Consider the following 15,274-nt stretch of genomic DNA (forward strand, 5'->3'; position numbering starts at 1 on the left):
ATTCGTTCGATCCTCGAACCGCTCGGGTTCCACTGGCTGCTTGTCAACCAGTGCCAAAGAGTTAGGGCTATAGCAACACGAGCTTCAAGTGGGAACAGAGCACCAGCCAAGGCCGTCCTCGCGGAGGAGGTCTATCGCAAGAGAGCCGTCTGCTGGGCGGGGTCGGCAACGTGACCCACCGAGGCGCCCGCCTCTTTGAGCTTCGCCAAGATCTGATCCTGCGAGTAGAGGTCGTGAAGCACGATCGGCTTGGTCGGTCGATCACCTGGGAAGATCACCAAGAGCGGCACGCTGATGCTGCCAAACTTCTCGAGCCACTTCTTGATCTCGTCGGATTGGTCGGTGTAGTCGGCATAGAGCGGAATGACGCCGAGCTGCTTGACGAGGTTGCGTGTCTCTTGGGTATTGAGCGCGACGCTCTCGTTGCGTTTACACGTCAGGCACCAGTCGGCCGAAAAGTCGACGAGCACCGTCTTGCCCTCGTTGAGAAGCACGCCGAGCTTGTTCTCGGTGAAGGGCTGCCAAGGCAGTTCGTTGGTGTGTCCCGCCTCTTCTATCTTGGTCGTCGCGACCGCCATCGGCCCTTCGGCTTCGTCGAGCTGAGCGATCAACTCCCGCTTGTCTTCCTGCGAGATGGTCTCGTCCGACTTGATGACGTTGGCGAGCCGTGCCATCCACTTCTCTTTCTCGGTGCGGACGATTCGGGTGATATCCCGTTCATTTCGCTGATAGGCGAGTTCCCGAACGCTCGTGAACCCGATGAAACCGATCGTGCAGGCGGTTGCGACCGCGATCCCGCGGACGACGATCTTCCGTTTGAGCGGCGAGTTGACGTTGCTCCAGCTCTCGGAGATCCAGACCCCGACTGCCATCCCGAGCATCATCACGACTAACGGCAACATATACGTCGGGTCGATGTAACTCATGATGTAGATGACGGTTCCCATCAGGAAGAACCCGGCGAACTCCTTGAACGTGATCATCCAGTTGCCCGGTTTGGGCAGCAGCTTGATCGCGGCCGGAAAGATGCCGCAGAGCAGGTAGGGAAACGACATCCCCAGGCCGATACTCAACCAAACCGCGTAGGTCACGATCCAGGGCTGACGAACCGACCATCCCAATGCCGTTCCGAGGAACGGGCCGCTACACGGCGTTGCCAAGAGGGTCGCCATGATGCCCGTCATGAAAGCCCCGAGCGGACCCTCCTGATGGTACCCGCCCGCCTTGCTGCCAAGGAATCCTGGAACCGGGATCTCGAAGACGCCGAGCAAACTCAGTCCCATCGCGAAGACAATTCCCGCCATGACCAAGTTGAATTCCGGCTTCTGGAAGAGCCCCCCCCAGCCGATGCCGAGAAAGACCGCCAGCGACGCCAGGATCAGAAAAACACTGATTACTCCCGCGGAGTACATGACGTTCAGGAGGAGAATCCGGCTGCGGCTTTCGCCGGCTTGCTGCACGAAGCCAAGCACCTTGATCGCGATGACGGGCAAAACGCACGGCATCACGTTGAGAATGATCCCGCCGAGAAAGGCGTAGAGGATGAATAGGGCGAGGCTGCCCTGCTTGTCCTCGTCGGTCTCGATGTTGTCGAAGATCTGGTTGGCGTACTCGTCAGCTTGGACGATCTGCGGAACGGTACTCGACGCGACGACCGGGTTTTTGTCGGGAGCACTTCCCGCCGCCGGGGTCGATCCATCCACCGGGCCAACCGGGTTGGGGACGGCGGTGGTTCCCTTGTCCGAAACGGGGACCGTCACGGAAAAGGTGGCGTACTCCGGCGGAAAACAGCGACTCTCGTCGCATGCTTGGTACTGCAGAATCCCGCTGAAGGTGACGGTAGGCCCAGCGAGGGACTTGCGGGCCGTCACTGGAACCTTAATCTGGATCTTGCCCTTATAGGCTCCCAAGTCCTTGTTCTCGAAGAACTTCAAGTTCGCCGGGACCGGTTTGGGGTACTCGGGCATCGGAAACTTGGAGATCCCTTTGACGTCATTGAGGATGAGGTCGGTCGAGATCAATCCTTTGACCGGAGGACGATTCTGCTGAATCTTGAAGCCGTCATCGATGTTGGCGGTGACGACCAGGGTGGCGTTGCCGTTGGGTTCGAGGTGCGCCGGCCTAAGGTGGGCACTGACCCGAACGTGGGGGCTATCGAGTCCCGACATCGGCAGCTTCGCCCGCGCTCGGGCGAAGAGACGCTCCTCGTCGGAGGGGACGGGCTTCGACGCCACGGGAAGGACCGGCAGCGATAACTTGGGAGATGCGGGAGGCGCGGGAAAACACGAACCCTTCTCCAGGCAGTACATGTAGCGGACGTTGGCGGAGAAGGTCACTTTCTGCCCAGGACGCAGTTTCACCGGCGGCGTCACTTTGGCCATCACGACGGTGTTGCGCTTGTAGACGTAGCTGACCATCGTCTTGCCGCCGACGTCGTCGTACTTCACCTCCGGGGCGGGAAACTCAACCGGGCCGACCTCGAAGCCTTCCGGCACGTTGAACGAAACCTTGGTCGGTTGCGCGATCTGGCCGGCGCTCTTGTAGTACGTGTAGTAGCCCTTGGGGATCTCGAAGAGGACACCCAGGTAGAAGGGGCGATCGGGGATCACGTCCTTCACGTCGGCGATCAGCTTGACCGTGACCTGGTCCTCGGCTCCCGACCGGCCCAACTGACCGAAGGGTTGGAGTCCCTGCGCCCGCAGGACACCGCTGCTCAGCACCACGAGCAAGAGCGCCCCCAATGACACACGCTTCACAGTCTCATCTCCATGACAAAGGGTGTCCGGGATTCCGCCGTCAGCACGTCCTGAACGGTTGTTGACCCTTCCGCGACGATGACGTCTATTGTAAAGGGTCGCGACCGATTCACCACCTTTACGGTCCCTGCATAACTATGTCGGCCATCGACGTAAATAGGTCTGTGAGATAAACCACGATAGTCAGAGGAGTCCGTCAATCCACGAGGTTGGAAGGTAGGCAAACCAGGCACTTGTGGGTCTGCCGTACCACGGAAACGCCTCGGTCGTGATGACGGTTTCCCAAGTTTGAGTCACCCCTGCGCCTACGGAGCGGAAGACGAGGAAGTTCGTGGAAATTCGGGAGTTTGCTGAGCGCATCCTCTTCTCGGAAACGCTGGAGGCGAAACTCCTGGTGCCCGAGGGGGAACTGACCGACGAACGTCCCGGAGGCGCGCTGCGGATCCCCGAGCCGGAACGGATCGATGCGTTGAGTCTCCACCGGGCCCGGGGGGGGCCGAAGATGCCGACACCCGATCGCTTCGCGCTCGATGAGTCGCGTGCCATCGCCCACCACATCATGGCCAACCACGAGTTGCAAGCCCTCGAAGTGATGGCGTGGACCTTGCTCGCCTTTCCCGACGCTCCCACCTCGTTTCGGCGCGGGCAGGTCGGGGTCATGCTCGAAGAGCAACGGCACACCCGCTGGCACCTGGCTCGTCTGGAACATCTGGGCGGATGGTTCGGCCAGTTTCCTCCCAGCGGCTACGTCTGGCGACGGGCGATGCAAAGCGAGTCCCTCCTCGACTACTTGGCGTGCATTCCGCTCACCTTCGAGGGGGGGAATCTCGACCATAGCCTCGAATTCGAACAACGTTTCGCTCGGGTCGGGGACCGGCCCGGAGCGCAGATCATGGGGGCGATCCATCGCGACGAGATCACCCACGTCGCCTTCGGCTTGTCGTGGCTCAAACGGCTCGGACCGGAAGGGATGTTGGACTGGGAGCTCTACCAGCGACATCTCCGCTGGCCCCTCGAACCCTTCAAGGCGAAGGGGAGGGAATTCGACCGCGAGTCCCGGCGCAAGGCGGGGATGAGCGACGCGTTCCTCGACTTGATCGAACGGGCGCAGCCGACCCCCAGGCAGGCCAGGGGGGCGCGGTGAGTCGACTCCTCGGCCGCTCGCTTCGCGCCTTGCTCACGGTGGCGATTGCCTTCGTGATCGTCTTCGTCGCGATTCGCCTGACGCCCGGCGGGCCGGCGCAAGCGATGTTGGGTCAGAAAGCCAACGCGAAAGCGGTCCAACGGATCAACGAGCAGTTCGGCTGGAACCTCCCGATCCCCCTACAACTGGTCAGTTACCTGTGGGGGCTTTGTCGTGGCGATCTCGGCGTCGCGTATCTCAGTCCCGGGCAGCCGGCGGTGAGTACGGAGTTGGCACGTCGGTTTCCCGCGACCGTCGAGCTTGCCTGCGCCGCTCTTGTTCTGGCGGGCATCGTCGGGTTGTCGCTCGGCGTCCTTGCGGCGGAGTACCCAAACCGCTGGCCCGACCGATTGGCGATCGCCGTCTCCAGCGTCGGCGTGAGCATTCCCGTCTTCTTCCTTGGGATCCTCCTGCTGATGCTCTTTTCGGGGATGCCGGGCTCCAACCGGATGGACGTTCGCGTCAGCATGCGCGAGATCAACCTGACCGGTTTCCACGTGGTCGACACGATCGTGGCAGGTCGCTGGGATCTCCTTCGGCTCTCGCTGCTTCATCTCACCCTGCCCGCGTTGACCCTCGCGAGCATTCCGACGGCGATCATCGCTCGGGTGACGCGTTCGAGTCTCCGCGAAGTTCTTGGGTCGAACTACATCCGTACCGCCCTTTCCAAGGGCGTCGGGCGTGGCCGAATTCTCTGGCGGCACGCGTTGCCCGCGGCGGCGGTGCCGATCGTGAGTCTGCTCGGCATGCAGATGGCGACACTCCTTTCCGGCGCGGTCCTGACCGAAACGGTCTTCAGTTGGCCGGGCATCGGACGCTATGTCGTGCTCGCCGCGACTCACAAGGACTACAACGCGCTGCAGGGAGCGATCCTGCTCCTCGGGGGCGTCTTCATTGGCGTCAATCTCGCCACCGATCTACTCTGTGCATGGTTCGATCCACGAATTCGGCTGGAAGGGAGGGTTGGCTCGTGAAGCGACTTCTCCCCAGGCTGGGGGCGATTGCTTGGACACTCCGATTGGCCGTCGCCTTTCTGTTGCTTGTTTCCGTTTCGGCGCTCTTTGCTCCTTTGCTCGGCCTCGACGATCCCTATGCTCAGGAGAGTGACCAGCGATTGCAGGCTCCTTCGTGGCGGCATCCGTTCGGCACCGACGATTTAGGACGGGACATTTTCAGTCGCGTCGTCTTTGGCGGGCGTGTCTCCTTGTCGGTGGGACTGGTCGCCGTCGGTCTAGCCTTTGGTGTCGGCGTTCCCCTGGGAGTGACCAGCGGCTATCTCGGCGGGGGTGTCGATCGTTGTCTCAGTGTCGTGATCGAAGTGCTGATGACGTTGCCGGCGATCTTGCTCGCGCTGGTGATGGTCGCGATCCTGGGGCCGTCGCTGGGCAACGTGATGTTGGCGGTCGGGATCTCCCAGATTCCGCACTTCGCTCGGCAAGCGCGTGCCAGCACGCTCTCGGTCCGAGAGCACGACTACGTGCTGGCGGCGAGCGCCTTGGGAGCGACAACGTTTCGGCTGCTGCGGCGGCACGTTCTTCCCAACGTCCTGGCGCCGGTCGTCGTGGTGGCGACCATGGGGCTCGGCGGAGCGATTCTCGAATCGGCGGGCCTCAGTTTTCTCGGCCTCGCGGGCGATCCCAGCCGGCCCGAATGGGGAAGCATGCTGACGGCGAACCGCGAACGGTTCTTGCAGCAACCCTGGCTGGTCATCGCTCCCGGAATCGCGATCACCGGGACGGTGCTTTCATTCAACATCGTGGGAGATGCCCTTCGTGACTGGCTTGACCCGCGGGCAATGTGAACGTTCGTCGGTGGCTGCGTTCGGTGGGGTGGGTCTTGACCCACGATGTGAGACAACGTTTGAGAGCACTGGCTATCAAGCAGCCAGTGGCACCCGAGAACACTGTGACCCGGATGAGGCACGTAGGGTGGGTCTTGACCCACCACCAACGTCGCTGAACAGCCGCTTGTTCCTCTGTTGTCTGATCGCGTTGCTCGGCAGTCTCGCCGGATGCGGGCAGTTTCAGGAAGGCTCCGGCAACCGCGTCACGCGTACGGTCGACGTCGGCCAGTTTTCGGCGCTCGCTCTGCAGGGATCGGGAAGACTCCGCCTCGAGGCCGGCAAGGATCCATCGGTCTCCCTCACCATCGACGACAATCTCGTTGACCAAGTAAAGGCCCACGTCGCCGAAAGCCAGCTCGTCGTCGAACTGCCACGCAACACGCGCTCCCCGAAGGGGCTCGAGGTCGTCGTGACCGTTCCGACGATGAAGCGCGTCACGCTCGACGGCGCTTGGGACGCCCACATCGACGGCATCCACGGCGACTTCTTCACCCTGGTGATCGACGGCGCCGGCAAGGCCCAGGGCAAGGGAGTCGTCGATCACGTGGAACTGAATATCAACGGTTCCGGCGAAGTCTTCCTGCACGAACTGGTCGGCTCGAACGTCAACGTCAAGATCAGCGGCAGCGGTCGAGCCGGCGTTCACGCCGTGATGAACCTGACCGCGTCGATCGTCGGGAGCGGCTCGATCGAGTACCGCGGCGAGCCGAAGATCACCAAGCGAATCACGGGATCTGGACGCATCGAGCCTGACGACGACGATGTCGACGAGATGCCTACAAGACAAACGACAACGGATTGACATGACGGACCAACTCACCGCCGCGACTCAACTGATCGAAGAGGGAATCGCCAGCGGACTTCATCTCGGCGCCCAACTCTACGTTTCTCATCGCGGCAGGGTCGTGACCGACCTCGCACTGGGCGAGTCGTCACCGGGTACGCCGATGACGCCCGACTCGATCATGGTCTGGCTCTCGGCGACCAAGCCGATGGTCGCGGTGATGTTCGCGAAGCTCTGGACGGAGGGGCTGGTCGCGCTCGATGCGCCCGTCGCGGACGTCGTGCCCGAGTTCGCCCAGCACGGCAAAGAGACGATCACCTTTCGCCACCTGCTGACGCATACCGCGGGATTGAGGCCGGTCAAGCTTCGGCGCGACGCGATGAGTTTCGAGGAGCAAGTCGAGGCGGTTTGTGCGACCACCATCAAGCCGAACTGGCGGCCGGGATACCGCGCGGCCTACGATCCACAGTTCACCTGGCTCATCCTCGGCGAGGCGATCCGGCGGCTCCGCCAACGGCCACTGAGCGACGTCTTGCGAAAGGAACTCTTCGAGCCGCTCGGGATGAGCGACTGTTGGCTCGGCATGCCGGATGACATCTTCGACGCCGTCGAGAGTCGCATCGGCGCAATGCCGCGGACCGATGGGGGAACCGCCGTCGGGTCGACGCTGTCGACAAGAGCCGCCTGTACCGATGTCTGGCCCGCGGGCGGGGCCTACGGACCGATGCGGCAGCTCGCTAACTTCTACGAGATGTTGCTGCGTCGCGGAGAGCACGAAGGCACCGCGTTTCTCTCGAGCCCCCTCGTCGAAGCGATCACCGCGCGGCACCGCGTCCGGCTTCTCGACGAGAATTTTAAGGAGGTGATCGACTGGGGCCTCGGCTTCGTCCTCGATTCCAAACGCGCCGACCAACATGATCTTCCCTACGGCTATGGCCCGCACGCCTCGCCAAGGACCTTCGGCCACAGCGGCTATCAGTCCTCCTGCGCCTACGCCGACCCCGAGCACGATCTCGTCGTCGCCTTCGTCTTCAACGGCATGCCCGGCGAAGGCAATCATCGCCGCCGCGCCCGCGAACTGAACGAGGCGATCTATGTCGAGTTGGGATTGGGTTCCGGCAATTCGTAGTCCCTGCGACGACCGTTCTCCACTCGCTCCTGGGGGAAACGGCGAGAGCCACTCCGTCGCCGTTGCCATACATCAAGAGATGACCAATCAGGATCTTTCCGACGGACGCTCCATTCGATGCTCAAAGTTGCCAATGTTCGTCTGCCGGTAGGCGAATCGGAGGAGGCTCTCCCCGAACGCGTCGCGAAGGTGCTCAAGCTTCGCTCGGGGGAGATCGAGCGCTTTCGCATCCTCCGCAAGAGCCTCGATGTCCGCGACAAGCGCCGACTCGAATACGTTTACACCACCGCCGTCGGCGTCGCGGACGAATCGTCGGTCCTTGCCCGAATCGACCAGCGTCACGTCGCGGCCTTCGAGCCCAACCGGTTCGACGAGCCTCACCCCGGCGAACGCCCGCTTGCTCACCGGCCGATCGTCGTGGGAGCGGGGCCCGCGGGACTCTTCGCGGCCTACGTCCTCGCCGAGTACGGCTATGCCCCGATCGTGCTCGAACGCGGCAAAAGGGTTCGCGATCGCGTCCACGATGTCCAAGCCTTTGATGACGGCGGCCCGCTCGATCCCGAGAGCAACTATCTCTTCGGAGAAGGGGGGGCGGGCACCTTTAGCGACGGCAAGCTGACCTGCCGGACGACCGGTCCCGACACCGACCGCGTGCTTGAGATCTTCGCGACCTCGAAGGGAAAGCCCTCGGTCGTCTACGAGGCCAAGCCGCACCTCGGCAGCAACCGCCTTCCCGCCGTCGTCAAGTCGCTCCGACGTCAGATCATCGCCAACGGCGGCGAGTTTCGCTTCGACTGCCGCGTCGACGATCTCGACATCCACGAGGGTTGCGTTCGAGGGGTTCACACGTCGTCCGGTCCGATGGCCGCCGACGTTGTCGTCTTGGCGATCGGGCACAGTGCGCGCGATACCTACGAGATGCTTCTGCGCCGGGGCGTGTCGATCGTCCCCAAGGCTTTCCAAATGGGAGTACGGATCGAGCAACCTCAGGAGAACGTCAATCGCTGCCAGTTCGGCACCAGTCCGCAAGCGGCGCTCCTCGGCCCGGCGGACTACACGATGAAGGTCCACGCGGGCGATCGCGATCTCTTCACCTTCTGCATGTGCGCCGGCGGCTACGTCATGCCGAGTGTCTCGCAGCACGGCTACTTCTGCACCAACGGCATGAGCCGGGCCAAGCACGAGTCCCCCTTCGCCAACAGTGGCTTGGTAATGACCGTCGATCCGGCGACGCTCGAGGGCGCGGACGATCCGCTGGTCGGGATTCGCTACCAGGAGAGGATCGAACAGGCCGCCTTCGCGATGACGGGTGGCACCTATCATTCGCCGATCCAGTGGGCCCACGACTTCGTTGCTCGACGCCCTTCGCCGAAGATGCCCCCATCGAGCTACGCCCGCGGCGTGCAGTCGGTCGACTTGTGGGAGCTGCTGCCGAGCGACGTCGCCGAGACGCTGTGCGTCGGACTCCCGCTGATGGATCGCCGCTGGCGCGGTTCGTTTCTCAAGGACGCCACGCTCGTCGGCCCGGAAGCCCGCGGAAGCTGCCCCGTCCGGCTTCCGCGCGACACGGCCTCACGGCAGTCGGAGGGGATGGATGGTCTCTATCCGATCGGCGAAGGGGCCGGCTATGCTGGGGGAATCGTCAGCGCCGCGGTCGATGGTCTTCGCACCGCCCGCGTCGTGATCAACGCGTTTCGGCCCTTGGGGTAAATCTTGATGGGGAATGTTCCATGCATCCTCAAGTTGTCATCGTCGCCGGTCCGAACGGCGCCGGGAGATCAACAAGTGCGCCGTCTTTGTTGCGTGGTCCGTTGAACGTCGACGCGTTTGTCAACGCGGACACAATTGCTCGAGGGCTCTCCGCCTTCCACCCCGAGAAAGTCGCCCTTCAGGCGGGGAAGATGATGCTTCGTCGGCTCAAAGAGCAAGCTTTGCGTTTGAAACGACACTGGCGAGCAGAACTTTTGCGCCTTGGATCGAAGGTTTGAAACGAGATGGCTACGACTTTCACTTGGTGTTCTTGTGGTTGCCCACGAGCGCCCAAGCGGTGATGCGAGTTGAACGACGGGTGAAGTCAGGAGGCCATCACGTCGCTGGTGATGTCGTGAGACGAAGCTTCAAGTTTGGGTTGAAGAACTTCTCCACGCTCTATCGACCGTTGGCAGATTCGTGGAGGTTGTACGATAATAGTGGACGCGATGGTTTGCGACTCATCGCGGGAGGCAACAGAACGCTCAAGGAGATGATACTCGACTCGCAGGCTTGGAGTTCCGTTTTGAAGGAGTCTTGCTAGTGCTAGACCACGAGGAGTTTGACCCCACCGACATTCTGAACGGCGGTCGTCTCGTTGACGCGGCACTCCGTCGTGGCGTTGTCGAGGCCCTGATCCGACACAAGCGTCTGGGGGAGCCGATCGTCGAGTACATCGACGGCGAGGTCGTCTTAACGCCGGCCGAGGAGATTCCGGATTTTGCGGAGGAACTTTGGCAGCTTAATGAGCTACTCGGCGACGAGGGTCGCGGTCCTCTTTCCTAACTGTCACGACCGACACGACGGGTCAGAAAAGCTCTCAATAATCCCGTCCCTTGTTGGGCTCTCTCTGTCTCCGGCACGATTGACGCGTTACACTATCCGCAATGCTTCAACGATTGGTGCCGAGCGGAACGTGCGCTCTCTGGAGGATAGGTGATGGAATCTTCGGATACCGGACTCGCGTTGCTTCCCGAGATCGAGGTCGAGGAGCGCACCAAGCAGAAGAAGCAGCCCCGCTACCACGTCATTTTGCTCGACGACAACGACCACACCTACGAGTACGTCATCCGCATGTTGATGGGGCTCTTCGGGTTTGGTCGTCATAAGGCCTACGGCATGGCCTGTACCGTCGACAAGACCGGCCGCGTGATCCTTCTCACCACCTCGCGCGAACATGCCGAACTCAAGCAGCAGCAAGTTCACGCGTTCGGCCCCGATCCGCTTCTGGATCACTGCAAGGGCAGCATGACCGCCGTCCTCGAGCCGACCGAAGCGGAGTAAGAGCTTCTCGCTCCCTTTCCATGACCAAGCGACTTCGTTCGTCGCCATTTCACCGACGGGGCCAATCGCACCGTCTTTCTCCACGGTGACCCGTTCCGGGGTGATCTTGGCTACGTCCCCGCTAACTTAACATAAACTTCACAACGTCGTTCCCTGCAGAAGTTCACCGTCGTGGATCGACGAGCGAACCGTTTCGCGAGCTGATGCGGTGCCACGTCAGCATCACTGGATCGCTGAGTCGCTGGAGGGGATGATCGTCGGAGTGAAGATTGTGGTCGACAGTGCCCAGCGTTGACGGGTCTAATGAGGTTCTCGTGGGCCCGTGCGTGATTGTTGGTCTGCGCGGATCGTCGGGCGAGTTCGACGACCGGGTCGAAATGACGGCAATGGACAGCATCGTCGACTGACGAGCGCGCCGGGTGGGCATTTAACGATTTCACCTTTGAGTCGGTTCAACAAGGGAAGGTACGTTCAACGATCCATGACGGTCGACGACGACGGGGACGGCAGGGGGAGACGAATTGCCGTGAGTTCGACAGAAAGCTATGACCCCGCTCCGCTTGAGCGATTGTTTCTATGGCGCTTGGCAGCGGGGGGCGGAGGCGATTGGCTCAAGGAGTTGACGAAGCCGAAGCTCGGAACCGGTCCGCGAAATCGCCTAATCAAGTCGGGATTGATCGAGTTGGAACAGCGCAAGCCCTCCGGGCAAGGTCGCGCGTTGAAGTATCTTTGCCTGACCGACGCCGGCTGGGCCTGGTGCGCCGAGCACATGGGGACCGAGGTCTCCAATCGGTCGACCGCCGGAGGCGAGATTCTTCGCATGACCCTTGCGCGACTCAAGCGATTTCTCGATCACGAGGGGATGACCTTCGGGCAACTGGTCGCGATCTCCGACCAGAAGATCGAATCGGACGCTTCGACCACCTCGCCCACCGACGAGGCGGCACGTGTCGAGGCGGCCTATTTTCAGCACTCGGGAGGTCGGCCCAACGTTCGGGTTCGACTGGCCGACTTGCGATCCTCGATGCCGGACGTCGCGCGTGGTGACCTCGACGAACTCTTGTTGTCGCTGGAGCGTGACGGTCGCTTGGTGCTCTTTCCGATCGACGATCCCCACGACATCGGGCCCGCCGATCGTGACGCCGTCCTCCGCGTGCCCGGCGGAGCGGAACGGCATGTCGTCTACATCGGAGGGGCTCGATCATGAGCACCCGGGCCGCGAGCATGTCGCCGCTGGAGATCATCCGGAGGATGGACTTCACGTGGGTCGAGAATCAAGACGACGTCTGGAGTGATCAGCGCGGCGATGTCCCGGAACTGCATCAGTCGCTCCGAGCGGAGTTCGATCGGACCTTCGACGCCTTCGCCACCGACGAGCGGATGGCCTCCCCACTGGGATGGTTCATCGTCGGTTCCGGAGGCCGCGGGAAAACCCATCTCCTGGGCACGTTCCGGCGTCACGCAGTCGCCCGGCGGGCGTCGTTCATCCTGGTCGACATGACCGACGTTCGCGAGTTCTGGGATACCGTTCGCCAGGGATACATCGATTCGTTACAGCAGCCCTACGAAGGCGACCTTTTCCAGTACCAGTGCGTCCTGCGCAACGTCATCTCCAAGCTGCCGATCAAGCAGCCGGTCGGGGAAGTTCTTCGGCTATTGCAGCGACGCAAGTCGTCCAATCTCGCCCAGGACATCAACAGAGTCCTTCGTGCGTTGACCAAGTTCGATCGCCAGCGAACGCTGCGCCATCAGGACGTCGTCCGAGCGTTGGTCTGTCTCAACAGCGACGACTTCGCCATTTCGAGCTTGGGGCTGAGTTGGCTGCAAGGAGTCGAACTCGACGACAAGCAACGGCGAACGCTTGGGTTCATCCAGCCCCGGGCCGAGTCGAAGGATCTCGTTGCGGCGATGAGTTGGTTCCTCGGACTTGGTGGTCCCTCACTACTCGCGTTTGATCAGCTTGACCCGATCTGCATCCAAGCGGAATTGCCGAATGCGGAGCGTTCCGATCCTCTGGGGACCAATCTCGCTTCGGGGATCTTGCGGGAGATCGGCAATGGTCTCGGCGCTCTGCGACAGATCTTGTGCCGGACGATGCCGGTGGTCGTCTGTCTCGAACAGACCCGTAGCGCTCTGGAACGCCACGTCCTGAAGACCATGCTCGATCGTTTTGAGCAGCCTCGCGAGCTGAACACCGTCGGCAAGGGGGAAATCGCTCGCGCGATGGTGGCCGAGCGGCTTGCGCGAGGCATTCGCGGCACGGAGGTCACCCCCCCATATTCGACGTGGCCCTTTCGGGCCGAGGCCTTCGCGTTGCTCGCGAATTCGAGTCCGCGCGAGGTGCTCCAAAAGTGCGAGTCCCATCGGCGCCGCTGCCTCGAGACCGGCGAGGTCCGCGAACTCGAGAGTTTCGACGAGGTGATCACGCCAGGCGGGGGCGGCGCAGCCGTGGGACGCGGGAAGTTCGACGAGTCCTTCGAACGATACCGCAAACAATGCGACATTGGGGCCCTGCTCGAGGAAGAGGAAGAAGATCGGCGACTGGCTCCGCTGTTGCAAGAGGGTCTCAAGTGCCTGGTTCGCGAGGCAAGTCTCCCCAGCGATGTCGATGCGTCCGTCGACACGAAGTTTGGCGGGGGGGCGAAGACGCGGCCTTTGCACGCGCGGCTTCGACTCGCCTTTCTGCGAGAGAATGGACGGGAAGAGCACTTCTCGACACGAGCCATCCAGTATCTCCATCCGCTTGCCTATCTCAATCGATTGAAGATCGCGATGACCGCCTCGGGGATCGAACGCGGGCTGTCGTTCCGTCGATTGACGATCGTGCGAACCAAGGAGCATCCGCACGGCGATGCCTGTGAGCGTTGGCGGGAGCAATTCGAGCACAGTGGTGGCGTCTTTCTGAATGTCGCCGAGGATGATCTTCGCTCGCTGGTTGCGATTCAGCGGCTTCTCGAAGAGAACGAACCCGATCTCGATGCTTGGCTTCAGACGGTGCGCCCCGCTTCAAAACTCTCGGTCATTCGCCAGATCGTTCCGCACCCGCTACTGATTCCGACGGACAACGCCCCGACCCCAGGCAACGGCACGTCGAACGGCCATCCGATCCCGCCGGCCGATTCGTCCAATGGTCAACTTCCCAAGGTGAGCGAACCGGCACCGGTGAAGCCTGCGATGGATGAGCAGATCACCGCAAATGGATCGAGTGTCGCGGACGATCCTCCCGACCCTCCTCCCATCGATCCTCCCGACGACTCGCATCCGAAGACGGGGACGATCCCGCTCGGTCGGCGGCTGGTCGCGGGCAAACCGGGGGAGGAGTTTACCGTCCCCTTGCGCGAGTGGACGCGGCATGCCGTGGTCCTCGCGGGGGCGGGATCGGGCAAGACGGTCCTTCTCAAGCGAATCGTTGAGGAGGCGGTACTCGAGGGGATTCCCTCGATCGTGATCGACTGCGGCCAGGACCTCTCGACCCTCGACGAAGCCCTGAGTGAGCCGTCGCCCCATTGGTTCGACGGGGACGCCGACAAGGCTCACCACTACTTCGCTCAATCGGAAGTGGTCGTTTGGACCCCCGGCCGGTCGTCGGGCAATCCGCTCGTGCTCGACCCATTGCCCGACTTGAGTAACGTCGCCGACGATCCCGAGGAACTCGACCAAGCGATCGACATGATTCGCGATGCCTTGCGACCGATCGTCGCGCCGGGGAACTCCAGAGGAAGCAACAACAAGGATGGCTTGCTGACCTCGACGCTCCGCTATCAAGCGAAGCAGAACATCGGGACCGGGTTGGGAGCGTTGATCGCTCTGTTGCGTGAATTGCCCATCGAGGCAGGACTCGGACTGACCAATGAGGAAAAGTTGGCGCAGGAGATCGCCGATGCCCTGACGGTCGAGATGACGAACAACCCGCTACTTCGTGGGGAGGGGACGGCGCTCGACCCCGCGACCCTCTTTGGAGGCATGCCGAAGCCGGACGGTCCGACGCGCGTCTCGATCATTAGTCTGGTCGGCCTTCCCGGACTCGAGGCCCAACAGTCGTTCGTCAACCAACTCGTGATGACGCTCTTCGGCTGGATCAAACGCAATCCGATGCCCGAGGGATGTCCGCTACGGGGGCTGTTGGTGATCGACGAAGCGAAGGACTTCGCCCCCGGTCGCAAAGCGTGTGCAGGTAAAGAAAGCATCGTTCGCTTGGTGGCGCAGGCACGCAAGTACGGCCTCGGCGTCGTCTTCGCGACCCAGAACCCCAAGGACCTCGATCACCGTATCATCGCCAATTGCTCGACCCATGTTTACGGCAAGGTCAACAGTCCCGCCTCGATCGAAGTCGTTAAGGAACTCATTCACGAGAAGAAGGGTTCGGGCAACGACGTGGCGAGTCTTCAGACGGGCGTCTTCTACGCGCACTACGCCGATGGGGGGCTTGCCGCGCCGGTGAAAATCCAGGTGCCGATGTGTCTCTCCCGGCACCGCAACAGTCCGCCCGGGCCCGAGGAGATCGTTGCCAAGGCGGCGAAGTGTTACAAGGTGACCGAAGGTTGAG

At 62.1% G+C, this 15,274-nt stretch carries 11 protein-coding genes; 10 read left to right on the forward strand and 1 reads right to left on the reverse strand.

Annotated features, from left to right (window positions below; genetic code table 11):
- Positions 1 to 131 precede the first annotated feature (131 nt).
- The gene (locus Pan216_RS07930) at positions 132 to 2,756 is read right to left on the reverse strand and encodes a protein-disulfide reductase DsbD domain-containing protein (RefSeq protein ID WP_145257212.1); all 2,625 of its coding nucleotides are present in this window, start codon (positions 2,754 to 2,756) and stop codon (positions 132 to 134) included.
- Positions 2,757 to 3,087: 331 nt separating this feature from the next.
- Between Pan216_RS07930 and Pan216_RS07935 the strand changes: the two genes are divergently transcribed.
- The 10 genes from Pan216_RS07935 (at position 3,088) to Pan216_RS07980 (ending at position 15,273) form a co-directional block, all read left to right on the forward strand.
- Positions 3,088 to 3,900 (forward strand): DUF455 family protein, encoded by an 813-nt coding sequence (locus Pan216_RS07935; protein ID WP_145257215.1) that lies wholly within the window; start codon positions 3,088 to 3,090, stop codon positions 3,898 to 3,900.
- Complete coding sequence (locus tag Pan216_RS07940) at positions 3,897 to 4,913, forward strand: ABC transporter permease (RefSeq protein WP_145257218.1); 1,017 nt, start codon at positions 3,897 to 3,899, stop codon at positions 4,911 to 4,913. Before Pan216_RS07935 ends, Pan216_RS07940 begins: the two co-directional genes overlap by 4 nt.
- On the forward strand, positions 4,910 to 5,740 hold the full coding sequence (locus Pan216_RS07945; protein ID WP_419193390.1) for an ABC transporter permease: 831 nt from the start codon (positions 4,910 to 4,912) through the stop codon (positions 5,738 to 5,740). The genes Pan216_RS07940 and Pan216_RS07945 overlap by 4 nt, the downstream gene beginning before the upstream one ends.
- Positions 5,741 to 5,906: 166 nt before the next feature.
- Positions 5,907 to 6,584 carry a GIN domain-containing protein gene (locus Pan216_RS07950; RefSeq protein WP_419193391.1) on the forward strand — a complete coding sequence of 226 codons (678 nt, stop codon included), beginning with the start codon at positions 5,907 to 5,909 and terminating at the stop codon, positions 6,582 to 6,584.
- A 1-nt stretch (position 6,585) separates the two neighbouring features.
- Complete coding sequence (locus Pan216_RS07955) at positions 6,586 to 7,695, forward strand: serine hydrolase domain-containing protein (protein WP_419193392.1); 1,110 nt, start codon at positions 6,586 to 6,588, stop codon at positions 7,693 to 7,695.
- Between the two features lie 117 nt (positions 7,696 to 7,812).
- The gene (locus Pan216_RS07960) at positions 7,813 to 9,405 is read left to right on the forward strand and encodes an NAD(P)/FAD-dependent oxidoreductase (protein WP_145257231.1); all 1,593 of its coding nucleotides are present in this window, start codon (positions 7,813 to 7,815) and stop codon (positions 9,403 to 9,405) included.
- A gap of 582 nt (positions 9,406 to 9,987) precedes the next feature.
- Positions 9,988 to 10,230 carry a hypothetical protein gene (locus Pan216_RS07965; protein WP_145257234.1) on the forward strand — a complete coding sequence of 81 codons (243 nt, stop codon included), beginning with the start codon at positions 9,988 to 9,990 and terminating at the stop codon, positions 10,228 to 10,230.
- Positions 10,231 to 10,383: 153 nt separating this feature from the next.
- On the forward strand, positions 10,384 to 10,728 hold the full coding sequence (locus Pan216_RS07970; RefSeq protein WP_145257237.1) for an ATP-dependent Clp protease adaptor ClpS: 345 nt from the start codon (positions 10,384 to 10,386) through the stop codon (positions 10,726 to 10,728).
- Positions 10,729 to 11,254: 526 nt separating this feature from the next.
- Complete coding sequence (locus Pan216_RS07975) at positions 11,255 to 11,935, forward strand: hypothetical protein (protein WP_145257240.1); 681 nt, start codon at positions 11,255 to 11,257, stop codon at positions 11,933 to 11,935.
- On the forward strand, positions 11,932 to 15,273 hold the full coding sequence (locus tag Pan216_RS07980; protein WP_145257243.1) for an ATP-binding protein: 3,342 nt from the start codon (positions 11,932 to 11,934) through the stop codon (positions 15,271 to 15,273). The genes Pan216_RS07975 and Pan216_RS07980 overlap by 4 nt, the downstream gene beginning before the upstream one ends.
- Position 15,274: the final 1 nt, after the last annotated feature.

The sequence above is a fragment of the Kolteria novifilia genome, assembly GCA_007748055.1.
GTDB classification, from domain to species: domain Bacteria; phylum Planctomycetota; class Planctomycetia; order Kolteriales; family Kolteriaceae; genus Kolteria; species Kolteria novifilia.

Excerpts from the sequence above, each read along its gene's own strand:
- Pan216_RS07980 (WP_145257243.1), top strand. The coding sequence starts at position 11,932 with ATGAGCACCCGGGCCGCGAGCATGTCGCCGCTGGAGATCATCCGGAGG.
- Pan216_RS07955 (WP_419193392.1), top strand. The coding sequence starts at position 6,586 with ATGACGGACCAACTCACCGCCGCGACTCAACTGATCGAAGAGGGAATC.
- Pan216_RS07960 (WP_145257231.1), top strand. The coding sequence starts at position 7,813 with ATGCTCAAAGTTGCCAATGTTCGTCTGCCGGTAGGCGAATCGGAGGAG.
- Pan216_RS07970 (WP_145257237.1), top strand. The coding sequence starts at position 10,384 with ATGGAATCTTCGGATACCGGACTCGCGTTGCTTCCCGAGATCGAGGTC.